This is a genomic window from Methanobrevibacter sp. (genome assembly GCF_045611865.1).
In the GTDB taxonomy this organism is placed as follows: Archaea; Methanobacteriota; Methanobacteria; order Methanobacteriales; family Methanobacteriaceae; genus Methanocatella.
Window position 1 is genome coordinate 1 of sequence record NZ_JAZKXX010000030.1, and the last position, 26,164, is coordinate 26,164.

The 26,164-nt window shown below is 31.7% G+C and carries 29 protein-coding genes; 17 read left to right on the forward strand and 12 right to left on the reverse strand.

The genetic code is table 11. The features are described 5' to 3' along the window. The 4 genes from ACKI32_RS03085 to rrp42 form a co-directional block, all read left to right on the forward strand. On the forward strand, window positions 1-667 hold a 667-nt coding region (locus ACKI32_RS03085), incomplete at its 5' end, for a ribosome assembly factor SBDS (RefSeq protein ID WP_407413385.1). A 23-nt stretch (window positions 668-690) separates the two neighbouring features. Next, complete coding sequence (gene rrp4, locus ACKI32_RS03090) at window positions 691-1,605, forward strand: exosome complex RNA-binding protein Rrp4 (protein WP_407413387.1); 915 nt, start codon at window positions 691-693, stop codon at window positions 1,603-1,605. 24 nt (window positions 1,606-1,629) lie between these two features. Next, the gene (gene rrp41, locus ACKI32_RS03095) at window positions 1,630-2,325 is read left to right on the forward strand and encodes an exosome complex exonuclease Rrp41 (protein WP_407413453.1); all 696 of its coding nucleotides are present in this window, start codon (window positions 1,630-1,632) and stop codon (window positions 2,323-2,325) included. Window positions 2,326-2,337: 12 nt separating this feature from the next. Then, window positions 2,338-3,123: an exosome complex protein Rrp42 gene (gene rrp42, locus ACKI32_RS03100; protein ID WP_407413389.1), complete on the forward strand. Its 786-nt coding sequence runs from the start codon at window positions 2,338-2,340 to the stop codon at window positions 3,121-3,123. On the opposite strand, the gene ACKI32_RS03105 is transcribed toward rrp42, so the two are convergent. The 6 genes from ACKI32_RS03105 to ACKI32_RS03130 are packed head-to-tail and all read right to left on the reverse strand — an operon-like array spanning window position 3,120 to window position 7,197. Beyond that, window positions 3,120-3,749 (reverse strand): molybdenum cofactor guanylyltransferase, encoded by a 630-nt coding sequence (locus ACKI32_RS03105; protein ID WP_407413391.1) that lies wholly within the window; start codon window positions 3,747-3,749, stop codon window positions 3,120-3,122. The genes rrp42 and ACKI32_RS03105 overlap by 4 nt on opposite strands. 18 nt (window positions 3,750-3,767) lie before the next feature. Beyond that, window positions 3,768-4,529: a hypothetical protein gene (locus ACKI32_RS03110; RefSeq protein ID WP_407413393.1), complete on the reverse strand. Its 762-nt coding sequence runs from the start codon at window positions 4,527-4,529 to the stop codon at window positions 3,768-3,770. 21 nt (window positions 4,530-4,550) lie between these two features. Continuing rightward, window positions 4,551-5,114: a precorrin-6Y C5,15-methyltransferase (decarboxylating) subunit CbiT gene (cbiT, locus tag ACKI32_RS03115; protein ID WP_407413395.1), complete on the reverse strand. Its 564-nt coding sequence runs from the start codon at window positions 5,112-5,114 to the stop codon at window positions 4,551-4,553. Continuing rightward, window positions 5,115-5,663, reverse strand: coding sequence for a UbiX family flavin prenyltransferase (locus ACKI32_RS03120; RefSeq protein ID WP_407413397.1), 549 nt, complete (start codon window positions 5,661-5,663; stop codon window positions 5,115-5,117). A 9-nt stretch (window positions 5,664-5,672) separates the two neighbouring features. Next, on the reverse strand, window positions 5,673-6,899 hold the full coding sequence (locus ACKI32_RS03125; RefSeq protein WP_407413399.1) for an HD domain-containing protein: 1,227 nt from the start codon (window positions 6,897-6,899) through the stop codon (window positions 5,673-5,675). A gap of 4 nt (window positions 6,900-6,903) precedes the next feature. After that, the gene (locus ACKI32_RS03130) at window positions 6,904-7,197 is read right to left on the reverse strand and encodes a hypothetical protein (RefSeq protein ID WP_407413401.1); all 294 of its coding nucleotides are present in this window, start codon (window positions 7,195-7,197) and stop codon (window positions 6,904-6,906) included. Window positions 7,198-7,532: 335 nt separating this feature from the next. Here ACKI32_RS03130 and ACKI32_RS03135 point away from each other — a divergent pair, with 335 nt between their 5' ends. Next, the gene (locus tag ACKI32_RS03135) at window positions 7,533-8,747 is read left to right on the forward strand and encodes an ammonium transporter (RefSeq protein WP_407413403.1); all 1,215 of its coding nucleotides are present in this window, start codon (window positions 7,533-7,535) and stop codon (window positions 8,745-8,747) included. Window positions 8,748-8,755: 8 nt separating this feature from the next. Then, complete coding sequence (locus tag ACKI32_RS03140) at window positions 8,756-9,094, forward strand: P-II family nitrogen regulator (RefSeq protein WP_407413405.1); 339 nt, start codon at window positions 8,756-8,758, stop codon at window positions 9,092-9,094. Window positions 9,095-9,185: 91 nt separating this feature from the next. On the opposite strand, the gene ACKI32_RS03145 is transcribed toward ACKI32_RS03140, so the two are convergent. Then, entirely contained in the window at window positions 9,186-9,788 is a 603-nt protein-coding gene (locus ACKI32_RS03145; RefSeq protein ID WP_407413407.1) for a S24/S26 family peptidase, read from the reverse strand. Between the two features lie 4 nt (window positions 9,789-9,792). Continuing rightward, window positions 9,793-10,470 carry a type I 3-dehydroquinate dehydratase gene (gene aroD, locus ACKI32_RS03150; protein ID WP_407413409.1) on the reverse strand — a complete coding sequence of 226 codons (678 nt, stop codon included), beginning with the start codon at window positions 10,468-10,470 and terminating at the stop codon, window positions 9,793-9,795. Window positions 10,471-10,607: 137 nt separating this feature from the next. Between aroD and ACKI32_RS03155 the strand changes: the two genes are divergently transcribed. The 4 genes from ACKI32_RS03155 to ACKI32_RS03170 are packed head-to-tail and all read left to right on the forward strand — an operon-like array spanning window position 10,608 to window position 13,617. Beyond that, entirely contained in the window at window positions 10,608-11,333 is a 726-nt protein-coding gene (locus tag ACKI32_RS03155) for a hypothetical protein (RefSeq protein ID WP_407413411.1), read from the forward strand. 10 nt (window positions 11,334-11,343) lie between these two features. Continuing rightward, the gene (sucD, locus tag ACKI32_RS03160; RefSeq protein WP_407413413.1) at window positions 11,344-12,207 is read left to right on the forward strand and encodes a succinate--CoA ligase subunit alpha; all 864 of its coding nucleotides are present in this window, start codon (window positions 11,344-11,346) and stop codon (window positions 12,205-12,207) included. Continuing rightward, window positions 12,207-13,409 carry a hydroxymethylglutaryl-CoA reductase (NADPH) gene (gene hmgA / locus ACKI32_RS03165; RefSeq protein WP_407413415.1) on the forward strand — a complete coding sequence of 401 codons (1,203 nt, stop codon included), beginning with the start codon at window positions 12,207-12,209 and terminating at the stop codon, window positions 13,407-13,409. The genes sucD and hmgA overlap by 1 nt, the downstream gene beginning before the upstream one ends. Window position 13,410: 1 nt before the next feature. Continuing rightward, window positions 13,411-13,617 carry a hypothetical protein gene (locus tag ACKI32_RS03170; protein WP_407413417.1) on the forward strand — a complete coding sequence of 69 codons (207 nt, stop codon included), beginning with the start codon at window positions 13,411-13,413 and terminating at the stop codon, window positions 13,615-13,617. On the opposite strand, the gene ACKI32_RS03175 is transcribed toward ACKI32_RS03170, so the two are convergent. Genes ACKI32_RS03175 through ACKI32_RS03190 form a run of 4 tightly spaced genes read right to left on the reverse strand, consistent with a single transcriptional unit; the run spans window position 13,614 to window position 15,963 of the window. Beyond that, on the reverse strand, window positions 13,614-14,255 hold the full coding sequence (locus ACKI32_RS03175; RefSeq protein ID WP_407413419.1) for a DUF116 domain-containing protein: 642 nt from the start codon (window positions 14,253-14,255) through the stop codon (window positions 13,614-13,616). The genes ACKI32_RS03170 and ACKI32_RS03175 overlap by 4 nt on opposite strands. 8 nt (window positions 14,256-14,263) lie before the next feature. Next, window positions 14,264-14,716: a hypothetical protein gene (locus tag ACKI32_RS03180; protein ID WP_407413421.1), complete on the reverse strand. Its 453-nt coding sequence runs from the start codon at window positions 14,714-14,716 to the stop codon at window positions 14,264-14,266. Between the two features lie 38 nt (window positions 14,717-14,754). Further along, window positions 14,755-14,910 carry a hypothetical protein gene (locus tag ACKI32_RS03185; RefSeq protein ID WP_407413423.1) on the reverse strand — a complete coding sequence of 52 codons (156 nt, stop codon included), beginning with the start codon at window positions 14,908-14,910 and terminating at the stop codon, window positions 14,755-14,757. 39 nt (window positions 14,911-14,949) lie between these two features. Further along, a complete protein-coding gene (locus tag ACKI32_RS03190) occupies window positions 14,950-15,963 on the reverse strand; it encodes a tetratricopeptide repeat protein (RefSeq protein WP_407413425.1) in 1,014 nt (337 codons plus the stop codon). A 119-nt stretch (window positions 15,964-16,082) separates the two neighbouring features. Between ACKI32_RS03190 and thsA the strand changes: the two genes are divergently transcribed. From thsA to thrC, 7 genes are all read left to right on the forward strand, one after another. Continuing rightward, window positions 16,083-17,732, forward strand: a complete 1,650-nt coding sequence (gene thsA, locus ACKI32_RS03195) for a thermosome subunit alpha (protein ID WP_407413427.1) — start codon at window positions 16,083-16,085, stop codon at window positions 17,730-17,732. Between the two features lie 421 nt (window positions 17,733-18,153). After that, complete coding sequence (locus ACKI32_RS03200) at window positions 18,154-21,606, forward strand: transglutaminase domain-containing protein (RefSeq protein ID WP_407413429.1); 3,453 nt, start codon at window positions 18,154-18,156, stop codon at window positions 21,604-21,606. 177 nt (window positions 21,607-21,783) lie between these two features. Then, on the forward strand, window positions 21,784-22,497 hold the full coding sequence (locus ACKI32_RS03205) for a metal-dependent transcriptional regulator (RefSeq protein ID WP_407413431.1): 714 nt from the start codon (window positions 21,784-21,786) through the stop codon (window positions 22,495-22,497). Window positions 22,498-22,585: 88 nt separating this feature from the next. Next, entirely contained in the window at window positions 22,586-23,101 is a 516-nt protein-coding gene (endA, locus tag ACKI32_RS03210; RefSeq protein WP_407413433.1) for a tRNA-intron lyase, read from the forward strand. Between the two features lie 98 nt (window positions 23,102-23,199). Beyond that, window positions 23,200-24,297, forward strand: coding sequence for a tryptophan--tRNA ligase (locus ACKI32_RS03215; protein ID WP_407413435.1), 1,098 nt, complete (start codon window positions 23,200-23,202; stop codon window positions 24,295-24,297). Beyond that, window positions 24,297-24,914: a stage II sporulation protein M gene (locus ACKI32_RS03220; RefSeq protein ID WP_407413437.1), complete on the forward strand. Its 618-nt coding sequence runs from the start codon at window positions 24,297-24,299 to the stop codon at window positions 24,912-24,914. The genes ACKI32_RS03215 and ACKI32_RS03220 overlap by 1 nt, the downstream gene beginning before the upstream one ends. Before the next feature lie 41 nt (window positions 24,915-24,955). Then, window positions 24,956-26,152, forward strand: coding sequence for a threonine synthase (gene thrC / locus ACKI32_RS03225; RefSeq protein ID WP_407413439.1), 1,197 nt, complete (start codon window positions 24,956-24,958; stop codon window positions 26,150-26,152). Window positions 26,153-26,164 lie beyond the last annotated feature (12 nt).

The window sequence follows — 26,164 nt, forward strand, 5'->3', positions numbered from 1 at the left end:
CGAATACTGTGGTGAACACTTTGAAATATTAGTTGACCCTGATTTAGCAGCTGATTTTAGGAATCCTGATGGCCCAGATGTTGCCATTGAAGATCTTTTAGCTGTTGAAGAAATATTTAAAGACTCCAAAAAAGGAGATAAGGCTTCTGATGAAGCTATGAATAAAATATTTGAAACTACTGATCCTATTGAAGTTTCCAAAATTATATTGGAAAAGGGTACTGTTCAATTAACTGCAGATCAAAAAAGAAAAATGCAGGAAGATAAAAGAAAGTTAGTTATTAATAAAATAGCTAAAGAAGCAATAAACCCTCAAAATGGCTTGCCTCATCCGGTTCAGAGAATTGAAAATGCATGTGATGAAGCAAAAGTTAAATTTGATCCATTTACTTCAGTGGACCAACAAGTTCAGTCCGCTTTAAAAGCCATCAAACCGCTTATTCCTATTAAGTTTGAAAAGGTAAAAGTTGCTGTTAGACTTCCAGGTTCTGTAGCTGGAGGAGCTTATTCAGTAATCCACGGTTTTGGTGAAATCCAAAATGAAGAATGGCAACAGGATGGTTCATGGATTGGTATTATTGAAATGCCTGGCGGTCTTCAAGATTCATTTGCCGCTAAAATGGCTGAAATTTCAAATGGTGAAGCTGAAACTAGAACAATTAAATAAATTTTCATGTTTATGGGATTATTATGATATATGTGGAAAATAAAGATTTAGTTATTCCTGGTCAGATATTATCTGACGATGAATACTATTCAGGAAGAGGTACCTTTAAAGAGAATGGTAAAGTTTGTTCTTCTTTATTGGGACGCGTTTCTTTGAGGAATAAAAAAATTAGAGTTATTCCTCTTAAAAGCAAATATGTTCCTAAAAAAGGAGATGTTGTAATAGGTAAAATTAATGATGTTAGATTCTCAATGTGGGATGTAGACATCAATTCACCTTATTCTGGAATTTTACCAGCTTTTGAAGTGTTTGGTCGTGAGAAAAAAGAACTCAACAAAGTATTTGATGTTGGGGATGTCCTATTTTTAAGAGTTGTCGATGTTGATGAAATCAAGAAGGCAAAACTCGGTTTAAAAGGAAGAGGAATGGGTAAATTCAAAGGAGGAATTATTGTAGATATTGCTCCAACCAAAGTTCCTAGACTAATTGGTAAAAAAGGTTCTATGATTAACATGATTAAGGACAAAACCAATTGTAAAATTGTTGTTGGTCAAAATGGTCTTGTCTGGGTTAAAGGTGATGAAGACATGGAACAACTTACCCGAGAAGTTATCCATCTAATTGAAGCTGAAGCTCATACTTCTGGTTTAACCAATAAAATTAAAAACAAATTATACCTAGCTATTGATGGTGAATTGCCACCTGAAGAAAACCAACAAGAAGAAGAGGAAGAATTTGTTTTAGAAAAACCTAAACTTCAAAATTTTAAAGAAGAATTAGAGGAAGAAGAAAGAGAAGAAGAAGAGAAACAGAAAAAAGAAGATAAACCAAATATCGCTGAAGTAATTGAAGAATTGAAAAGAAAAAATAAAAGTAAAGATGGTAGTTTATCTTATGGGGATAACTCAAATAATTCTTTTATATTAAACAATAAATGATTCTTCGCAGATTAAGAGGTTGATATAATGTCAGATTTGATAAGAGATGATGGTAGGAAGTTTGATGAATTACGTCCTATAAAAATTGAAGCAGGAGTACTTGAACGTGCAGATGGTTCAGCTTACTTAGAAGTTGGTGGAAATAAAATTTTAGTAGCTGTTTATGGTCCTAGAGAATCATATATTAGAAGATTACTTGAACCAAATACTGGTGTAATAAGAGTTAGATACAACATGGCTCCATTTTCAGTAGATGACAGAAAAAGACCAGGACCGGATAGAAGATCATCTGAAATTTCTAAAATTACCGCTGATGCTTTAAGACCAGCATTAATGTTAGAAAATTATCCTCGTTCAATGATTGATATTTACATAGAAGTAATTGAAGCTGAAGGTGGAACTCGTTGTGCTGGAATTACTGCAGCTTCCGTTGCACTTGTCGATGCAGGAGTACCTATGAAAGATATTGTTGTAGGTTGTGCTGCAGGTAAAGTTTATGATGAAATTGTACTTGATTTATCTGAAAAAGAAGATAAAGAAGGTCAAGCTGATGTTCCAATAGCTATGATGCCTAGAACTGGTGAAATCACATTATTACAAAGTGATGGTGATTTAACTGAAGAAGAATTTGAAAAAGCAATTAATTTAGCTATGGAAGGTTGTCTTGAAGTGAACAAGCTCCAAAAAGAAGCTTTAATGAAAAAATATTCTATAGAATAAGTGGGTGGAAAAATGGATGTAGTACCAGAAATTACAAAACAAAGTATTAAAAACCTCATCAGCAATGATAAAAGAGAAGATGGCAGAGGTCTTGATGAATATAGGGATATCTCTATTGAAACTAATGTTATTTCTAAAGCTGAAGGTTCTGCTCGTGTTAAAATTGGTGGAACACAAGTTATTGTAGGTATTAAACCACAACTTGGAAGCCCATTTCCAGATACTCCAGATTTAGGAGTTTTAATGACTAATTGTGAAATGTTACCAATGGCTGATCCTAATTTTGAACCAGGACCACCTAGCGATGATTCAATTGAACTTGCACGTGTGGTTGACAGAGGTATTCGTGAAAGTGAATTGGTAGAATTAGATAAATTATGTGTTGAAGAAGGAAAACACGTTTGGATGTTATTCATCGATTTACATATCATTGATAACTGCGGAAACCTTTTCGATGCTTGTGAATTAGCTGTTATGGCTGCACTTAAAACTTGTAAATTACCTGTTGCAAGTATTGTTGATGAAGAAGTTGTCATTAGTGAAGATGAAACATTTGATTTACCAATTAACAATGAGTTAGCATTATGTACCTTTGTTAAAATTGGTGATAAAATGATTATTGACCCAACATTAGCTGAAGAAAGAGTAGCTAGTGCTCGTTTAAATGTTGGTGTTACAAAAGATGGTCACATTTGTTCCATGCAAAAAGGTGGAAAAGAACCATTAACTAAAGACGATATTCTTTTCGCTGTTAATTTAGCAGTAACAAAAACAAAAGAGTTAGTAGAACATCTTTAAACGTCCTCGAGACGATTAAGATTTCTAAATTCTTTTTTTTCTATTTTTTTATCATCTATTAAAACGAATTTTGTATCTATTTTTTCTATTAGCCCCTTTATATGTAAAATATCATTATTTACTAATTTTTCAATTTCAGAGATGATGCTTTTATTATAAATTGAATGGAGTGGTTCAGATGTTTTTAATTTGTTTTCAGCATCATGGTATGGAACAATAGCTTTAAAATCTGTATCAATTTCAGTAAAAATAGTAGTGATATAGTTTGAAGAAACATATGGGCTATCACAAGGCAATATTAATGCATAATCACTGGAAATTTGTGAAAGTCCGGTCATTATTCCTGGCATGGGACCTTTATTTTTTATTTTATCTTCAATAAATGTGATGGGGTAGGTGTATTCATCTGGATTGATAAATGAGCTATAGTTATCAATCCTTGTTTTGTCATTTAAAACAATTACAACTTCATCTATATGATGGTTTAAAGTAGAAAGGATGTGTTTAATCATAGGTTTGTCTTGAATAATCATAGAACCTTTATCCTGACCCATTCTTCTACTTTGCCCTCCACATAAAATGATACAAGATTTAATATTTTCATTATTTTTATTATCACTACTCATATTAAATCTCACCATATTCTATTCTTTTACATACACTTCAGCGGTTTCATCAAATGGGTTGGTACGTATGATTAATGCAATCATGTATGGATAGTATTTGTACAGGTATCTCAAATAGTAAACCCATTCATACACTAACTTATTGTATACTCTTTGCATATCTCCATTTAAATGTCCAAAGTCAGCATCGTTGACTAAAGCAAAATCAGTTCTGTGTTCTAACTCCTCGTCCAAATGAAGAATTGCATTGATTAATTCTGTGAATTCTTCTTTTTCAAGCAAGTTAGGATTATTAATCAGATTAATGATGAATTCTCTTTTATCGATGAGTAACTCTCTTAAGTTATTTAAGAATTCTTCCCTATCTTCAGGTGCAACTTGAGCGCTGAAGTCAACATTTGAATTTTTAAGTTCTTCTAATTTGTTATCAAAGTCTTTTTCATCCCAATTTTTTATTGATTTTAAATTTTCAGTAGATGCTTTATATTTATTTACCGCACTTAACTGACTTATTAATTCATTTCCAACTTCTGAGAAGAATGTGCTCATGAGCATGTCTAATTTCTCAAGCATAGCTTCTTTTTCTTTCTTTTCAATAATTTCATCAAGTATAAATGCAACAAGCAGGATATCTACTGGAATAAAACCTAAATGTGTCCAGACATAAGATATGATATGCTCAGCATCTCCAAGCACTAAATAATTGGTTCCATAAATCACAATTATCAAAATAATCATCAGTATTGAAAATTTCACTTTCCAACTTAAATGTTTACCCATTTTTTAATCTCCAATATTTTTTTATCTTTTTTTAGCTGTCATAATAGCTATAGGGTTTTCACTAATCATTAGAATTCCACGATCAAGAACCCTTCCGTTTGAAACATTAACTTCCATGATTTTAGGATTATAACCTAAATCTTTTAGTTTATTTATTGCTTCAACTTTAGTGTCAACCAAAATAGCGGTTATAATGATTCTGCCTTTAGGATTTAACTTTTCATGAACAATGTCTAGGATATTTTCAAGTTCTCTGCCACTACCTCCCACAATAGCAATATCGATATTGTCAATATCTTTCAAGGCATTTGATCCATTATCGTTAATTAATGTGACATTGTCACCAAGGCCAAATTTTTTAAGGTTTTGTGAGGTTGTTTCAATTGCTTCAGGGTTTGTATCAATTGAAATTACTTCACCTGCTCTTTGGGCAAATTCACAGGTAATTCCACCGGTTCCGCATCCGCAGTCAACTACCTTATCTGAAGATGTAACTTCAGATTTGTATAAAATAATTGCCCTTATAGCCTCCTTTGTTGGTCCTGGAACGTCACAAGATTTAATAAAATCATTATCTTCTAACATTTATTCCCACCTTTTAAATAAATTGTTTTCAATTTTTAAGGAATCCAATATTTTTCCAACAATAAAGTTGATTTGGTCATCAACGGTATCGTGTGTTGAGTAAAAACCTGGCATTGCAGGTAAAATTATGGCTCCCTCTTGTGATAATGTTAGCATGTTTTGTAAGTGAACACTTCTAAGTGGAGTTTCACGAGGAACAATAACAGTTGGTCTTCTTTCTTTTAAACTTACATCGGCCACTCTTGTAATTGTATTCGCCCCATATCCATTGGCTATTGAAGAGAGTGTTTTCATGGAACATGGTACAATAACCAATCCGTCAGATTTAAATGATCCACTATTTATAGAAGCGGTTAAATCATTGAAATCATAGTATTTGTCCGCTAAACTCATTACATCATCAACAGTGTATTTAGTTTCTGATTCTATTACTATTCTTGCAGCATCACTAATAACTATAGAATTTTCAATGTTTAATTTTTTTAGAGCTTCGAGGAGTCTTATTCCATATATTGCTCCACTTGCTCCGGTAATTGCAACAACTATCATGTTTTTCTCCTAAAATAGTTTAATTTGGTCATAATGAATTCCATGGAATTTTTCTCTATCAATTTCAGGTAATTCTAGATAATTTTCGAGTTTGAATTTATCAAATTTAGATTTTTCACTATCATCAACATAAACACTAATGTCAGGGATATTGAATCGGGCTTTACTTAAAGCCCCTATAATATTTGATATTTCAGTTAATGGGTATAATTTGCCATCTACATTAACTTGGGTTTTCATTTCATCAAATCTAGGATATGCTGCGATATTGATAAATACGTAATCTTTGTCAATGTCATAGTCTTGAGCTATTTCTTCTTCAGCGTTTCTAAGTGTTTTAGATTCAATTTTATACATTTTTTCAGGATATTTGAAATTGTCTAATCTTATTGTTTTCACTCTTTTCATTACTCTCCGGTTATCTAATCTGGACATGATATCATTTGCAAATTTATTTTCGCAGTGTCTAAATACTCCAATAAGTTCAGCATCATCATATTTGTAAATGTCTTTCTCATTGATTATGTCTTCGTCTATGACTTTTTTTAAAGCTCTTCTAAACATTGAATTTACAATTCTGGTGGTGTGATGTTGATAAACACTAGGGTACATGAAGTATCTTGACACCAATGCTCCTTCAGCAGCTTGAACACCTTTAATATCTAATATTAATCCATCTTCAAGTTTTAAATTTGAAATAATTCTTTCATAATCAATAATTCCATAAGCCACTCCAGTATTGTGAGAATCTCTTAATAAATAATCCATCCTGTCCACATCTAGTTCACCGGATACGATAGGACCCAGATATCCTTTACCGTTAACAATGTCCACGATTTTATTCACATCAAATTTTTCTTCAAGTAAATCTTTCATTGAAGTTTTAGTAACCACAAATTTAGTTAATTCTTCATGAGGAAATGATAAAACTCCTTCGGAAACATGTGAAAATGGGCCATGTCCAATATCATGTAAAAGCGCTGAAGCTCTGATTAATTCAATTTCCTCATTTTCCAATCCAAGTTCTTCAGATAATTTGGATCCTAAATGCATTGTTCCAATTGAGTGTTCAAATCTGGTGTGGGTTGCCCCAGGATATATTAAACTAATTAATCCTAATTGTTTAATCCTTCTTAATCTCTGGAATTGTGGCATATCCATGATTCTTACTTCAAAATCAGTTAAATTAATGTCTCCATAGACGCTATCTCTGATAAATTTTTTCTTTCCTACCATTTTATCAGTACTCCGTATACTCAGTACGTGTTTCTGTCCAATTGCTGTATGTATTTTCTACATTGTAATCAGTGTTGTTAGTTGGTGTAACATCAGTTGTGTTGTTTTCTACTTTTGGTATGATTGTAGGAACTTTATAAATGTAATTTGGTTCAAATGAATCATTTTCAATTGGAATTAGTTTGTATGAGTCACTATCCTCTTGGATAATTAAACTGGCAAATGCGTTACTCATACCAAATGCAACAATAGCAATTATGAAAAATACTATTAGATTTGCTTTTACTGAGTCTTTCATAATAACACTTTTATTATTTTAATTAAAATTTAAATATGCTATTATTATTTATTTAAATAGCTTATATTTAATATTTTCTTTAAATGTTAAATTTTAATGTAGTTTTTTATTTTATTTTGAATGAAGTTATATGTTTTTTAGATATTTCAATACAATGTTTAAAATACATTTTAATTGTTACTTTTTGTACATCAATTATCTAATTTACAAAACCTTTATATACTATGTAGTTCAATTACTATATATCGGAACAATACTTCCGACATATTATTGCCGACTATTGCCGGCGATTAATTTCATAATTTAATAAATTCAAATTTAAGAGATAAGATATAATGGTAGTTTTTAGTGCAGGTGACACAGCATGGGTACTTATTTGCAGTCTTTTAGTACTTTTAATGAGTATTCCAGCGGTCGCATTTTTTTATGGAGGATTAAGTAAACGTAAAAATGTTTTAAATACAATTTTTTTAACTTTCATTGCATTTTCAATTGTAAGTGTAATATGGGTAATATTCGGTTACCAATTTGCATTTGGTAGCGATATGTGGGGTCTTATAGGATCTCCAAGTAATTTCTTCTTACAAGGAATTGCATTAGATGATTTAAGTGGAACAATTCCAACATTATTATTTGCAATGTTCCAATGTGCTTTTGCAGGTTTAACTGTTGCTCTTATTTCAGGAGCTCTTGTTGGAAGGATGAAAACAAAAGCATGGATTATTTTCACAATATTCTGGGTTTGTTTAGTATACATACCTGTAGCTCACTGGGTATGGGGTGGAGGATGGTTAGCACAATTAGGTGCTCTTGACTTTGCAGGAGGTGCTGTAGTTCACATGAACTCCGGTGCAGCTGCATTAGCTGTTGCAATCGTACTTGGTAAAAGAAAAGATACTTCATTAATTCCTCATAACTTAGGATATGCTGTTTTAGGTGCAGCTTTACTCTGGTTTGGATGGATGGGATTCAACGGAGGATCAGGTCTTGCAGCTGATGGACTTGCAGCAAACGCAATTATAGTTTCAAACGTTGCAGCTGCTACAGCATTAATTGTGTGGACAGCTTTAGATACATATGTTGTTGGAAAACCAACAGTTTTAGGTGCAATAACCGGTGCAGTAGCAGGACTTGTAGCAATTACTCCGGCAGCAGGATTTGTTGATGTTCCTGGAGCATTAATAATTGGTGCAGTAGCTCCATTTGTATCATACTTTGCAATTTACTTCTTAAAAGCAAAACTCGGTTACGACGATGCTTTAGATGTATGGGGTGTTCACGGCATGTCTGGAGTATGGGGAGCAATCGCAACAGGAATCTTTGCAGTACCAGCAGTAGGTGGAGTTGCAGGATTAGTTGCAGGTAATGCTAACCAAGTTGTTATTCAGATAATAAGCGTTGTTGCTACTCTTGCTTATTCATTTATATTAAGTTTCGTATTTGCTAAAGTATTAGATAAAGCAATGGGTGGAATAAGAGTTGAAGAATATGAAGAAATCGGTGGACTTGACACAAATCTTCATGAGGAATCAGCATATAATTTTAACTAGGTGTAATCATGAAAAGTATTGTTGCAATCATTAGACAAGAAAAATATGCAGATGTGAAAAATGCCCTTTTAGCAGTTGGTTGTGAAGGGATGAATGTATCTGAAGTTAAAGGAAGGGGAAGTCAAAGAGGTATAAAAGAATCCTACAGAGGATCCAGTTATTGTATCGATTTGATTCCTAAAACACGTATCGAAATCGTTGTAAAAGACGAAGGTGTTGATACAATTGTGGAAGCAATTAAAAAAGGTGCTCACACAGGAAACATTGGGGATGGAAAAATATTCATTCATCCGATTGACAATGTAATCAGAATTAGAACTGGTGAAGAGGGGGATAGTGCAGTGTAGTTATTCCTCCAAATATGACAAAATTAAGAACTGTTGTTCTTATATTTCTCCCTTTTTTGGAAATAGTGCTTATATGGCATTATTTCCTTTTTTAATATGAAATAACCACACCATTAATATCATTAATATTAACCCAAGTTGTTATTCCTTTTATCTCATATAATGCACCGTTAATATATTCATATGAGACTTCTTTGTTATCACTTATTAAATAGACTTCATCACCATTAATGTCGCCAACCCTTTTAATAATGCCTCCGTATTCATCAGAATCCGCTACAACAATATCTCCAACATGTACATTATGAGTTTTGTTTAAAAGTACGCTTTGTCCATCTTGTAATGTTGGGAGCATGGATGTTCCATCAACATAAACGATAACAGGTATTTGATTTTCTCCAATACTTGAATCAATATTAATTTCAACATCTTCAAGGCCATAAGAACTACATATATCAGATATTCCCTTCTTATAGGTATCTATGTCTGTTGTTGTATCATCCATCACGTCTAAAGTATAATCGCAGATATCGTGATTTATGCTATTTTCATCGATATCTGAAAGCGTGTTTGTTGTAACGGTAACATTTTCGCCGTCAATGTAAACATCAACGGTATCGTTTACTAAAAAAATTAAAGCAAAAACAGCTATTAAAATAACAATAATTACAGCTAAAATAACTTTTTTAGCCATATAATCACTCATCCATTATGTTTAAATCCATATTAAGTAATGCTTTCATTGTTTCAATATCAATTTGACCAGGGGCTGTTACATCAGTTCCTGCAGCAAAAGTAATTGGTGAATCGAATTTAGAAGCCATTACTCTTGTGTAACTTCCTAAATCTCCCATTGAAATGGCAATAGTATTTTCACAATGGGAAAGAACAGCCAGAATGGTTAATGTGTCCTCTAAATCCTGTGGCATAAATGCAACTTTTGCAATGTCGCCTAATTCTTGTTCCTTTTCAACAATATACATAATCTCATTTAAATCTGGTGTTTTTTCAAAGTCATGATAAGAAACAATTGTTTTTACACCAGTATCATGGATTTTTTCAATGTATTCATCATTACTTTGAAGTTCAATGTCAACATAATCTACTAAATCACAACATTCATAAAGAATATGGAATCTTTCGTCTTCCGAACCTTTAAATGAACCACCTTCTGAGTTGATTCGATTGGTAGCAATCATAGGAAAATTAATTTCATTGATTGTATTTTTAATCTCATTAATATCAGGATTTTTTAAGGCATCTATTCTAAATTCTAAAACATCTGCTCCTTTATCAATACAATCATTAGCCACTTCGATTACATCACTGCACTTCTTTTGAAAAATAGGAATTGCAATTTTTGTTTGTGAATACATTAAATATAATATTTGAAGTTACTATTAATTAAATTTTTTTTAAACTCCGAAAATTTAAATAAATTAAAAAACAAACAATATATCAATAAAATATTATATTTTATTTATTTGTTTAATTAATTATACAAGGTGTTAATTTGAAAATTACGGCCATAGGTGCAGATGTATCAAAAAATGATGTTTCCTGTAGTCCTATGCTAGTAGAAACTATTGAAAAAAACCTTCATAAACTTAAAGAATTAGGTGCAAGGGATGCTGCTTTAACTAATGTCACAGGGGATGACGTTGTTATAAGTGCATTTGTAGAAGATGATTTACTTGAACCTATTAATGAAGGTATTGTCAATATTTTAAAAGAAAGTGCAGAAAATTTAGGAGATTTGTCTGGAATTTCACAAGATCCAGAGAATGCGGGTGAAGGAATTTCATATGCTGAGGCAAATATCAGGCCAGATAGATATCCTGATGCAATTGTATTAGGTTTTGATACATATGGGGGTGAACCATTTGTAGCAGATGTTGCAAACTCTGCAATTAATGCTGCAAAAGGCATGGAAAACATGACTGATGTATCAGATTATATAGAACCAAAAATAAGAAAAATACCTGGCGTAGGTTATGTTTCACCAGAAACTGATGATCCAGTCGTTGTTGCAACAGTTGAAGACATAGAATCTATTGGAGTAATAGCCGGTGCAATGATTGGAGCAGCACTTGGAAACAAGAATACTTATTTAGTTAAAAGAGGAACAACTTGTAATGTATTACCCGGTAGTGTGATATTTTCAGCTACTGCATTTATGAATGGAAATGTAATAGATTTAGCTGTTCCATTTGAAAATAAAACAAGAATTTTAAGATAGGAGATTTATTATGATTTTGTTAAATGAAGATACAAAATGTTTAGTTCAAGGAATAACTGGTAAACAAGGTTCATTCCACACAGAACAAATGTTAAAATACAATACAAATATTGTTGCAGGTATTACTCCTGGAAAAGGGGGACAAAAATTCTTAGACACCGTTCCAATTTTCAATTCAATTGAAGAGGCAAAAGAAGAAGTGGATATTAATTCTTCAATCATATTTGTACCTGCAAAATTTGCAAGGGATGCTGCTTTTGAAGCCATCAGGCACTTGGATTTAGTTGTTATTATTTCAGAGCACATTCCAGTTCATGACAGTATGAAAATTATGGCATATGCAAAAGAAATGGGAACAACAGTCATTGGTCCTAATACTCCGGGAATCATATCTCCGGGTGTTGGTAAATTGGGTATCATGCCTACTCACATTTTTGCTGAAGGTAATGTTGGAGTTATTTCAAGAAGTGGTACATTAACTTATGAGATTGCTAGTGAACTTACAAGTGCTGGAATTGGTCAAAGTACTGCTGTGGGTATCGGTGGAGACCCGGTCACTGGTGATAATTATGTTGATATTTTAAAAAGATTTGAAAAAGACGATGCTACAGATGCTGTTGTTTTAATTGGTGAAATTGGAGGAACTGCAGAAGAAAGAGCGGGTAAATTCATTGCTGAAGAAATGGAAAAACCGGTTGTGTCTTATATTGCAGGAAGAACCGCACCGCCAGGCAAAAGAATGGGACATGCAGGAGCTATTATTCAAGGAGATTCCGGTACTGTTGCAAGTAAAACCAAAGCTTTAAATGAAGCTGGTGTTGAAGTAGCTGAAAAACCATCTGAAATTGTAGATTTACTTAAAAAGGTTATGTAATGACAAATCAAGAAATTATTGATAAACTATTAAATGGTGAAATGAAGCTTTATCAGGTAGATAATGAAGTTTCATCAAAAGAGGCAACTGATATTAGAAGGGAATTTTTAGAACAAAAATATGATATCAAATTGGATAATATTTCAAATTACACTTTAGATATGGAAAGAGCATCTGCAAGAAATATTGAAAATTCAATTGGGGTTTTACAACTTCCAATGGGTATTGCAGGTCCTTTAAAAATCAATGGGGAATATTGTAAAAGAGAAGTATTTATTCCACTTGCAACTTCTGAAGGAGCATTAGTTGCTTCAATTAATAGAGGTGCATCAACCATTACAGCATCAGGTGGTGCAAATGTAAGAGTAGTATCAGATATCATGACTCGTGCACCAGCCATTAAATGCGATGGAGTTGGTGATGCTTTAAAAATCAAACAATGGTTTGTTGATAATTTTGATGAACTAAAAGAAGTTGCAGAAAGTACAACTTCTCATGGTAAATTAATTAAAATTGATCCTATCTTAATTGTTGGAAGCTATGTTTATCCAAGATTTGTTTTCTCAACTGGAGACAGTATGGGAATGAATATGGTAACAATAGCTTCAGAAAAAATCTTAGAAAAACTTGCAAAGGATACAACTGCAACACATCTTGCATTGAGTGGTAATGTATGTGTTGATAAAAAACCAGCTGCAATTAACATTGTTGAAGGCAGAGGAAAAAGTGTTATAGCTGAAATCTTAATTCCAAAAGATATTGTAGCTAAAAAACTTAAAACTGAAGTCGATACAATTGTAGAAGTAAATACTGCTAAAAATTTAATCGGTTCTGCAGCTTCTGGAAGTATGGCATTCAATGCTCATTATGCGAATATGGTTGCGGCTATATTTTTAGCAACCGGTCAGGATGCGGCTCATGTAGTTGAAGGTTCATTAGGTATTACAACTGCAGAAAACAGAAATGGAGATTTATATTTCTCAGTTAACCTGCCGGACTTACCTGTAGCCACTGTTGGTGGTGGAACTAGTCTTGAAGTTGCTCATGAAGGATTAGAAATATTGGGAGTTGCTGGTTCAGGTAAAGCTCGTGAATTTGCAGAAATCGTTGCATGTACTGTTTTGGCAGGAGAGTTATCTTTAGTTGGAGCTATTGCAGCAGGACATCTGGCAAGAGCACATCAACAACATGGTAGAGGGTAGTATGGATGAATTTGTAGAGGAATTATATCCTGAAATTACTCTTGAAACTGATGATTTGATAATGACTATTGGAGTTAAAAAAGACTATTCCAAAATCGAGGATTTGGATAAAAGAAAAGAAGAGTTTATTCAAGATTTAAACGATTTTATTGAAGAGTTTAGTCAGACCCAAGAGTCAACTGAATTTGTAAGGTATTTCGACGATTAGTATTTGGAATCAATCTTTTCAAATACTTTTTTAACATTTACCTTTGTTTCAAAACACCCTGTTTTTTCAAGTAATACTCCTTGAGGACAGAAATCTGATAGGAGCATCATCATTTGATTTAAATCTTCATGACAGGCCACACCGACAACTGCTTTAAACTTGTTTTCCATAACTATTTTTTTAACAAAGCTTGATCCTGGAACAATATATAATTTATATCCTAATGGTTCAGCTTTTTTCTTAATGGCTCCAATGGAACATAATCCACATTCTGTACAGTTTAATCCTTCTTTTTGGAGTGTTGCAGGACAGTCTCTGTGTCTTAGGCAGTGAGGTAAAAAAATCAATGTTTTTTCGGCAGGAACTTGTCTGAATTTTTCCTTGTTGATGTCGTCCCTAACCTTGATTGCAATGTCATCGATTAGATATTCATCCAAGTTTAAAAAATGAGCTATTGTTTTGAAAGGTGAGTATAATAGGTCAACTATGTATAACAGAAATCTTGGAAACTTTATTTTGTTTTTTTTAGCAATGAAAAATCCTAGAATTAAAACTGCAATAAATAGGACAATGATTAAAATAGCCAAGAAGACTACTAATTTACCTAAAAACATGTAAAATGAATCGATAAATAACATGGTTTAACCTAGAATTTCTCAATTGTGTAATTTTCAAAGTCTCTGTTTAATTTAACACCTGTTGGTGTTTTAATAATTTCAAGTCCGGATAAACTGTCACAGGAACATAAGACATTCTGTTCAGGATGGGTTCCTGGAGTAATGTTGCAGTTTAGGTTTACTCTATCTCCAATAGATAAAACAGTTTCTAACCGTTTTGTCGATGGATGATTCTTATTTAAAATTACTAAAGGTGAAGATTCCTCACGACCTAAATAAGCCTGTGAGCGTATTGCTCTTTTGTCTTTTTTAAAGTTTGATACAGCAATTATATCGTCTGATTCTAAAAACTGAACTATTTCTTCGTTGTCTTGTGTTGCAATAAATAACATTTTATTTTCGTAGGCAACTTTTACAACGCCCACGATTCCGGTTTCCCCTTCAAGAAATAGTATTTCATCATTTTTAAAATCAATGTTCATAAAGATCACTTAAAAAATAAAAAGAAGAGTAAATAAATTTACTCTACGCAAACCACATTGTCACTTTGACAAGATGGGCAAACAACTTTTTTTCCAAGACCTTTAAAGGTATTTCCACAGTCTTTACATTGATATTTTTTTGTTTTCAATTTTTTCAAATCAATATCGGCCATTGGCCCTCCACTTGAACACATTTTAAATCACCTTGTTATATAATATATAATATATATTATTTAATAGTTTATTTTATTTTCAAGTTCTTTAATTCTATCAAGAATTTTTTCATCTTTTGTTAAATTGTAACGTAGTTTGTAAAAGTAAATTGATTGATTTAATAGCATATTTTCTTCATATTCATTTGCTAGATTTTCTAAAGTTTCTATAATGAATGGATTTGGTCCAATTTGAATATTTTTATTTTTGATAATATCAATAGACTCTTCAAGTGTTAATTCAATGTTATTTTTTGATTTAATATAGTTTATTTCACTATATGTCATGGGACTTAAGTCAAATTCCATACTGTAGGTAAATAATGCCAGTGCTGTTTTCATTTGGTTTTCTGCAATGTAATAATGGCCTAAAGATCTGTAGCATCTGCCAATGTCTGTTGGGTAATATGCATATTTCAGTGCATCAGAGGCATACATATAATATTTATTATAGTTATATGTGTGTTGTTTGTAAATTTCACATAACTCTAAAATTATTCTTGATGAAACTGGATTAATTTTAATTGCTTTTTTGAGATATTCTTCAGCTTTATCAATTTTTTGAGTTTCTAAAAGCAAAAATCCGTAAATGTAATATAAATCGAGTAAAGGTTGGTTATCTGGAATTAATCTAACTTCCTTTTCAGCGCCGATGTATGTATTAAACAAGATTTCCTCTAGAGGATTTGTAAAAAAGTGATACTCACTTACCTTATCGTCCTCAAATGGAGGTTGGAAGGATTCCATGAATTTGTCTAATTTATTTAAAGCTAATTTGTATTCTCCATTTTCAATGTCATAGGATACGTCATTTAAAATATCCATTATAGGATTTTCGTTTTGTGAAATCTCTATAAATTCTATTTTTTCCTCATCACTTAGACAATCCCACATCATTCGAGAGATTTCTTTTAGGATTTCTTTGTTGTATGGGTGGTCTTTGTATTTTTCGATTTGTGAGGATAGGTATTTCCTGTCCAAATCCTTGTTTCCACCTAGATTAGCTTTAATTTCATCTATTATTGTTTTATACATAAAACACACCAAAAGTTAGTTTAATAAGTAATCTTTTTATATAACCTCTTACCTATCATTAATATGTATAAAAACTTAGTTTTATATTTTTATTTAAATAGATAAAAGGTGATTATGAAATGGCAAATCAACCAATATTTATCCTTCCTCAAGGAACTGAAAGATATTCAAAAAGAGATGCTTTAAGAATGAATATCACAGCAGCTAAAGTCTTAGCTGGTATTGTAAGAACTACATTAGGTCCTAAAGGTATGGATAAAATGTTAGTTAACTCATTAGGTGATGTAACAGTAACTAATGATGGTGCAACTATCATGAGAGAAATGGATATTGCACAACCTGCAGCTAGAATGCTTGTAGAAACCGCTAAAAAACAAGAAGATATTGTTGGAGATGGAACTACTTCTGTTGTTGTAATTGCAGGTGAATTATTAGCTAAAGCTGAAGAATTATTAGAAGACGGAATTGCAACATCTGTTGTTGTAAAAGGATATAGAAACGCAACAGAAAAGGCAGTTGAACTCATAAAAGAAATTGCAATAGATGCTGATGATGAAGAAACCCTTAAAAAAGTAGCTGTAACTGCAATGAGTGGTAAAGGATCTGATTATGCAAAAGACCATTTGGCAGACATTGTTGTTAAAGCAGCATTAAGAATCAAAGAAGACGGCAAATCCGACATTGACAATATTAATATTCAAAGGGTTTCAGGAGATTCTGTAGAAGATTCATTCTTAGCAGAGGGTGTAGTAATCGATAAAGCACCATTATCTAAAAGCATGCCTAAAGATGTTAAAGATGCAAAAATTGCTATCATGAAATATCCAATCGAATTAAAAGATATTAATACTGATACTAAAATTGATATAACAAGTCCAGATCAATTTGAAGCATTCCTTAAAAATGAGGAAGAAATGATTAAAGGATTGGTAGACAAGATTGTTGATTCCGGTGCAAATGTGTTATTCTGTCAAAAAGGTGTTGATGATTTAGCAGAACACTACTTGAAAAAAGCAGGAATCATGACCTATAAAAGAGTTAAAAAATCTGATATGGAAAGAATTGAAAAAGCTACTGGTGCAAAACTCGTAACTGACATTGAAGATTTATCTGAAGACAAATTAGGTAAAGCAGGTCGTGTATATCTTGATAAAATATTTGATCATGAATTAACTTTCATTGAAGAATGTGAAAATCCAAAAGCTTCATCAATTGTGCTTAGAGGAAGTACCCGTTATGTAACCGAACAAATCTCAAGAGCAATCGATGATGCATTAGGTGTTGTAGCAGCTACTATCGAAGAAGGTAAAGTTCTCATCGGTGGTGGAGCTTGTGAAATTGATTTAGTAAAACAATTAAGAGAATATGGTGAATCTGTAAGTGGAAGAGAACAATTAGCTATTTTAAAATATGCTGAAGCTTTAGAAGTTATTCCAAGAACTTTAATTGAAAATGCAGGTTTAGATACCATTAATTTAATTGCTGATTTAAAAGCCGCTCATGAAGACTCACAATTCATTGGAATTAATGTATTCTCTGGTGAAGTGGTTGATATGAAAGAAGCTGGAGTCATTGAACCTTTAAGAGTTAAAATCCAAGCTTTACAATCCGCTGGAGCTGCTGCAGAAATGATTTTAAGAATTGATGATATGATTGCAGCAAGAAATGCATTAGAATCAACAGGTCCAGATGAGTCTGGTAATGATGCAAGTGGTATGCCTCCAATGCCTGGTGCAGGCGGTATGGGTGGAATGCCTCCAATGATGTAAAATTTTTAAATTTTTACATTATTTTTCTTTTTTTTATTATTTTTGCTTATTTTTAGATATACTTTATTAAATGTATTGTTTTTTATTCTAACTTAACTTTAATCAATGGTTTTCAATAAGATAAGTTTTAATTATATGTTATATTATATAATAAGCACTACAATTACTATTTACATTTTAATAAAATAAAGTTAGTTTAAATATAGTTTCATATATTTTAATGGTTTTATACTTTAATTTAAGTATAATTTTACTTTATAGTCAATTTTCATAAAGTTTTAACCTTATTTTTAAAAATTAAACTCATTTAAAAGGTTCTAGTAAATAAAAAGGTTTATATAAGATATTTGTATATAAATATTGTTGAAGTGAGATCTAGGTCTCATGGATTATTAAAAAACTGTTATGGAGGTAAAATATTTTGAACAAACAGGTATTACTCACTTTGTTATTAGCACTTTGTGTAATATTATCAGTTAGTGCTATTCATGCAAGTGACGTAAGTGTTACAGATTCGTATGCTACTAACTTAGTAGATGACACATCAGATGTTTCAGTCCCATTAGAAAATATTGCTGATTCATCAGAAATTTCTGTATCTAGTGATTCAAATGTTGATAATGATTCATCTAAAGTTTCTCTATCAAGTGAAGAAGTTTTAGAATCTGAAAATTCAAATACTTTATCAACTAACACGGGTAGTAATTCTATAAGTGATAATGTTTTATCAAATGCTATTAATGTATCTGATTCTATTATTTCTAATGATATTACTAAATATTATAAAGGGAGCACCAAATATACTGCTACATTTTTAGATAAGAATGGAAATCCTTTAGTCAATACAACTGTTAAAATTGTTGCAAATGGACAAACTTACTCTAAAATAACAAATAGTAATGGTGCTGTTTCTTTAGCGATTGATCTTAAACCAGGAACATATAAAGTTACTGCAACTAATCCTGTAACTGGTTATAATGTAACAAATACTTTTAAAATTTTATCTACAATTAGTGCAAGTGATGTTACTAAAGTTTACACTGATGGTAAAAAATTCACTGCAAAATTCTATAAAAGTGATGGTAAAGTTTTGACCAATACAAAGATTAAGTTTAAGATTAATGGAAAAACATATACTGCGACTACTAATAGTAATGGTGTAGCATCTTTAACTATGTACAACCTTAATGTAGGGACATATAAGATGATTTCCTATAATGTTGATGGTTTAACCAAAACTAACACAGTTAAAGTAGTAAAATCTACATCTTCTGAACTCATAACTAGTGCTTATACTTTCCTTAAAAGTGATAGTAAAACTATTAAAGTAACATTGCATAATGGTTTAGGCTATGCGCCGGGTGAAGGTAAAACTGTTAAATTTACAATTAATGGTAAGACATATTCTGCAACCACTAATAGTAAGGGTGTAGCTTCATTAAAGTTACCTACACTTAATGAGGGCGTTTACACTGTTAAATATAGCTATGCAGGAAATGCTTTCTATACTGCATCTAGTGCTTCTAATACAGTAACCATTATTCCAAGTAGTACTCCAACTTTCACTGTTAAAAGTCCGACTACTATTGGTCAAGGTTCAAATACACCATTTAAATTGGCTGTAACTTCAGGTAGTGTTCCTTTAGCAGGAAAAACTATTACTCTTAAAGTAGATGGAAAGACATATACAAAAACTACAAATAGTAAGGGTTTAGTTTCATTACCTATTAATTTGACAAATGGAAAGTACACTGTTTCATATTCTATTAGTAAAGATTCAAAAATTAATGCAAAATCTGGTTCTACTGCAATAACTGTTAAAGACAGGTCTAAAACCTCATTAACATGGAGTAGTGGAACATCTTTAAATCAAGGTACACAAACTTTAAAAGTTTTATTAAAAGACTCAAATAATAAAGCTTTGGCTGGTAAAACCGTAAATTTAACTATAGACTCCAAATCATATTCTGCTACAACCTCTTCAACAGGTTATGCAACATTTAATGTAAATCTTTCCCCTGGAACCTACACAGTTTCTTACAGTTATCCTGCTACTGGTGACAATGATAATGCACCAAGTTCAGGAAACACTAAAATCAAGGTAGTTAAAAAAGAGGTTACTGGAAATGGATATTGGGTTTTCGGTGCAGATATGAAAAATGTTGATTTAAGTTCATTAGCTTCCAAAGGAACTACAGATTTATTCTTAAACTATTATGCAATTACCCTTCATGGTCAATCAGCGGTTGAATCATGGATTGCTAGTGCAAATAAGTTGGGAATAAGGGTTCATATTTGGGCTCAAATATTCTATGGATCTGATGGTTGGGTCAATCCAGTTAAAAACGGAAAGATTGATTCCACTTTATTCAATAAGAAAATAACTGAACTTAAAACATATGCTAATATTAAAGGAGTTTCCGGCATTCTCCTTGATTATTTAAGATATCCTGGTACTGCTTATAAAACTACAGGCGGTACTGATGCAATAACTGAATTTGTAAAACAAGCAACTGAAGCTATTCATAATATTGATGCTAGCATTATTGTTTCATGTGCTTTAATGCCTGAAACCACTAATAATATTTATTATTATGGTCAAGATTTATCTGCAATTAGTAAATATGCAGATGTTGTTATTCCTATGATTTATAAAGGAAATTATAAACAAACAACAAAGTGGATTACAACTACTGCAAAATGGTTTGTAGATAATTCTAAAGGTGCTAAAGTGTGGGTTGGTTTACAAGCATATAACTCTGATAGTGATACAACTAAATTATCTAAATCTGATCTTGCTAAAGATGCTTTAGCAGCATTAGATTCTAAAGTATCAGGTATTGTAATATTCAGATGGGGGTTAACTAACTTTGTTAACTTCAATAATCTGTCTGGTGATGCTTCATCAGGCACTCCAACCGGCAAAACAATATCTGTTAGCAATGTTATCACTGGCGCAACAAATTTGAAAAAATATTATGAAACCAATGGTAAATTGCCGAATACAGTTACTGCAGGTGGAGTTACATTCACATTACCTGAGTTCTTATACTTGATGAGTCAAGCTATTTATCAACTTGGTAACTCAAACACTAAAGCAATTACTTATATTACTGGTGTTTCATCTCCAAGTTCTCCATCCGGAGATTCAATTAATGCTAACTTGATGAAAGAAGATTATTTAACTACTGCAAAGAATGTTGCAACATTTATTAAGACTTATAATCAAGCTCCTAATTATGCTTCTTCTGCTGTTGGAAAAATAATTTACTCAGAATTAGTTGATGCATTCTCTAGAATATTGGCATATTATGGAAATAATGATAAATACATGCCAAATTATGTAACAATCAAATATTCTTCTGGAGGAGGCAGTTCTGTATCAGGTTCAGGTTTAAATGAGAAAAATACTATTAAAGATTTAACTCCGTATTTAAAATCAACCACTAATTGTCAAGTAAATAATGCTGCTATTAAGAAAGTTGTTGATTCATTGATTAGTGGATTAAAAACTGATGAGCAGAAAGCTAAAGCAATCTATGATTATGTGAGGGATAAAGTATCTTATAGTTTCTATTATAACACCAAATATGGTGCAGCAGGTACATTATCTGCTAAAACAGGAAACTGTGTTGATCAATCTCACTTGTTAGTGGCTATGTTTAGAACTGCAGGTCTTGCAAGTAGGTATGTTCACGGAACCTGTACTTTCAGTAGTGGAAGTACATATGGTCACGTATGGACTCAAGTGTTAATTGGTGATACATGGACTGTTGCTGATGCAACTAGTTCTAGAAATTCATTAGGAAGTATAGCTAATTGGAATACGAAAACATTTAGTCTTAAGACTATTACTAATTCTATTTCCTTCTAATTATCTATATCTTTTTTTTATTTTTTTAACAAAGATTTAAATAGTCACTTTGATATATAATTTAATAACAGATTCTACTTTTTTTAAAATTCCTAACTAAATTTTTAGGCAAACCAAAACTTTTTTATACTCTTAATTAAATATATTTATTCACTTATAAAAACTAGGTGAATTTTCATGTCTGAGGATAAAATTAGTGAAAATATTGAAGAGTATTTAGAAGTTCTCTATAGGAATGGGAGCAATGGGGAACAAGTTTCAACTACTAAATTATCAAAAGATTTAGGTATTGCACCAGGTAGTGTAACTCAAATGCTTAAAAAATTGGAAAATTTAGGTTATATTAATTACACTCCATACAAAGGAGCAATTTTAACTGATGAAGGTATGAAAATAGCTCAAAAAATCACAAGAAAACATAGGATTTTAGAAAAATTCCTAATGGATGTTTTAAAAATTAAAGAGGAAAACATTCACGAACAAGCTTGTGAAATGGAACATACCCTATCTGATGAAGCGGAAAGAGCTTTATGTACAATGTTACACAATCCTGATTTATGTCCTGAAGATAATGTTATTCCTGCTTGTGATTTTGATTTTGATAGTTGTAAGCAGTGTTACTCTCAAAAAGATTTTGATCAAGTTATTAACAGAAAATTTAACTTATTGTCAGTATCAGAATTGACTTCTGATTCTGAGGGAACTGTATCATTTATTCGTGGAAATGATGAACTTTTAGATGATATTGCAGCTTTAAATATTCAAGTTGGAAATCATTTGAAATATTCATTTAATGAAGATTCTGTTGACAACAGTTATTCAATCATGGTTGAAGACAAAGAACTTAATATTCCAGTAGAAATGGCAAATAACATTTTTATTAGAATTTAACTTTTTCTTTTTTTTAATAAAATATATATAATATTTATTTCAAACTTATTAGCATTAAATATAATTTGTTTCTTTTTGCGGTGTTTTAATGCGTGGAAATTTATCTAATGACATAGTATCTATTAAAATTGAAGAGGGAAGTAAAAGACCAATAGCTTTACATGAAAAAAGTAAGTTTGGTAAAATCGAAGCAGATTTTCTTCAACTTTCTTTAATAGAAGCATGTTATTTGCTTGAAAAAGGTCGTTTAAATGTTTATGAAGATGACATTGAATGCACTGTTGGTTATTTAATCGATCTTTTAAAAGAACAGGAGTCATATGGAAAATATATTGTTTATCGCGATTTAAAAGACCGTGGTTTTGTAATTAAAACTGGATTTAAATATGGTTCCGAATTTAGGTTATACAATCGTGGAAGAGGTCCAGGTCAAGGGCATTCTGATTATTTGGTTAAGATAATTTTTGAAAATTATGATATTAATGCCTTAGATTTTGCAAGTTATGTTAGAGTTTCTCATGGTGTTAACAAGAAACTTCTTTTAGCTATTGTTGATGAGGATTTTGACATTACTTACTATAATGTGGAATGGACAAGACCATAATTTTAATTGAAGAAATGTTTTATATTTCAGTAGAGTTTAATATTCACTGTAATAATTCTCATTTGAATACTTAATTTAATAATATTGTTGGTGAAAATATGGCGGATTTAATTGATCCATGGGCATCATTTAGCTTAGATTATGATAAGTTAGTAAATCAATTTGGTATAGGTAAGATTTCAGATATTATAAATGATATTAAAAATCCTCAAAGATTAATGAAAAGAGGAGTAATATTTGGACATAGGGAATTTAATGAAATTAATAATTTGATTAATCAAAATAAAGATTTTGCAGTAGTAACTGGTATGATGCCAAGTGGACAAATGCATATTGGTCATAAAATGGTAGTTGACCAATTAAAATGGTATCAAGAAAAAGGTGCTATGTTGTCACTGCCTATTGCAGATTTGGAATCCTATGCTGCTCGTGGGATGAGCTTTGAGAAAGGTCGCCAAATTGCAGTTGATGAATATTTAACAAACTGGATTGCATTAGGCCTTGACCTTGAAAAAGACAATGTAAATGTTTACCTTCAATCTCAAAATAAAGCATTACAGGATTTGGCATTTAAAGCTTCAAGTAAAACTAATTTCAGCCAACTTAAAGCTATTTATGGGTTCACTCCATCTACAAATATAGCTCACATACAAGCGCCACTGGTTCAAGTTGCCGATATTTTACTTCCACAAATTGAAGAGTTTGGAGGCCCAAAAAAGGTGGTTGTTCCAGTTGGAATTGACCAAGACCCTCATATAAGACTTACAAGGGATATAGCTCAAAAATTACATGAAGATTTAGGATTCCTAACTCCTGCTTCAACTTATCATAGATTTTTAACTGGTTTGACTGGAGATAAAATGAGCAGTTCCAAACCATCTACTGCGATTTATCTTAATGATGATACAAAAGATGCGGTTAAAAAAGTTAAATCTGCTAAAACAGGTGGAAGAGAAAGTCTTAAAGAACAACAAGAGCTCGGTGGAGAAGTTGATAAGTGTGTAATCTATGAAATGTTATTGTATCATTTCATTGATGATGATAGTGAACTTGAAAAAATCAGACAAGACTGTTTAAATGGAACTCTTCGTTGTGGTGATTGTAAAGTTAGAACTGCCGAATTGATGGAAGAATTCATGGAAGATTTAAAAGAAAAGCAAATTGAAGCAAGAGAAATTGCAAAAACTTTGATATAATGATTAATGAAATCAAATCAGCATTCCTTGAAAATAAATGGGCTATCATTATTTCAATAGCTATTTTATTTATCTCTTTAGTTTTAGGTTATTTCTTAGAACCATATCTGTACAGTTATTTTAATCCGGTAGTTGAAGATTTAACGCAAAAGGTTCAGTCTGGTGTTATTAAGTTAACATTTCATGATATATTTTTAAATAATCTTAAAGTTATTTTGATGATGTTTATATATGGGATAGGATGTTGCATTTCAGTTTTGGTCCTTGCTTTTAATGGATTTTTTGTAGGTTATTATGTTGCTAGTGATGGCAATCCATTGGCGGTTTCAATGTATATAATTCCTCATGGGATTTTTGAGTTTTCCTCATGCATTCTAGCATGTGCTTCAGGGATTGTTTTATTTAATTTTGTATATAAATTCCTAAAAGAAGTATTAAATCAAGATGAGGGTTCAATTTCACAAAGATTATCTAATTCCTTTGATGAAAGCTATATTAAATTAAAACAGGCATTGATAATATTTGCTATTTCATTAGTCTTAATGATAATTGCAGGTTTTGTGGAGGTTTATTTGACAGTTCCAATTGCAAAGTATGTAATCTCAATTTTAGGTTAAATTTTTATAATATACTATGAAAAAATAATAAGTGTGATTTTATGATAAGATGTGTTTCATGTGGAGAAGAATACGATGATGATGAAGTAATCTACACTTGTGAGAAGTGTGGATCTGTTCTTGAACTCGTTAACGAAATTGATGTTTCTAAAGACATTTTTGATGGTAGAAAAGATAATCTATGGAAATTTAAGGAATGTATTCCTGTAGATGAAAGTAAAATTGTTTCTCTTGATGAGGGAGGAACTCCATTTTGCAAATGTGATAAGCTTGGAGATGAACTTGGAGTTAACTTGTATGTTAAAGTTGAAGGTTCCAACCCTACTGGAAGTTTTAAAGACAGGGGAATGACTGTTGGTATGACTAAGGCTATGGAACTTGGAGTTAGTACTGTAGGTTGTGCTTCAACTGGAAACACTTCCGCATCACTATCAGCTTATGCAGCTCGTGCAGGATTAAGATGCATTGTATTTTTACCTTCAGGAAAAGTTGCTTTAGGAAAATTAGCACAAGCTATGTTCCACGGTGCTGAAGTAATGTCAATTAATGGAAACTTTGATGAAGCACTTGAAGCAATGACTGCTCTTGCATTAGAAAAACATCTTTACTTATTAAATTCAATTAACCCATACAGATTAGAAGGACAAAAAACTATAGGTTATGAAATTGTCCGTGATTTAGGCTGGCAGGCTCCTGACAGAATTGTTTTGCCAGTGGGAAATGCTGGAAATATTTCAGCTATTTGGAAAGGTGTTAAAGAATTTTATGATGCTGGATTTATTAAGGATCTTCCAATGATGACCGGTATTCAAGCTGAAGGTGCATGTCCAGTCACTAATGCATTTAAAAAAGGTGACAAAAGAGTAGTGCCTGTGGAAAATCCTGAGACAATTGCAACAGCAATTCGTATTGGTGCACCAGTTAGTGACATCAAAGCACTCAATGCTATTTATGATTCTAATGGTTACTCTGAAACAGTAACTGATGAAGAAATCTTGGATGCCCAAAAGTTACTTGCAAGAACAGAAGGTATTGGTGTCGAACCAGCTTCTGCAGCTTCTATTGCAGGTCTTAAAAAGCTTGTTGACGAGGGTGTAGTTGATAAAGGTGAAACTATAACTTGTGTTGTTACAGGACATTTACTTAAAGATCCTAACACAGCTATTGATGCATGTACTCAACCTACTGAGGTTGATGCTGATATAGACACCTTAAGAGAGATTTTGATGAAGAAATAAATTTTGCTTTAA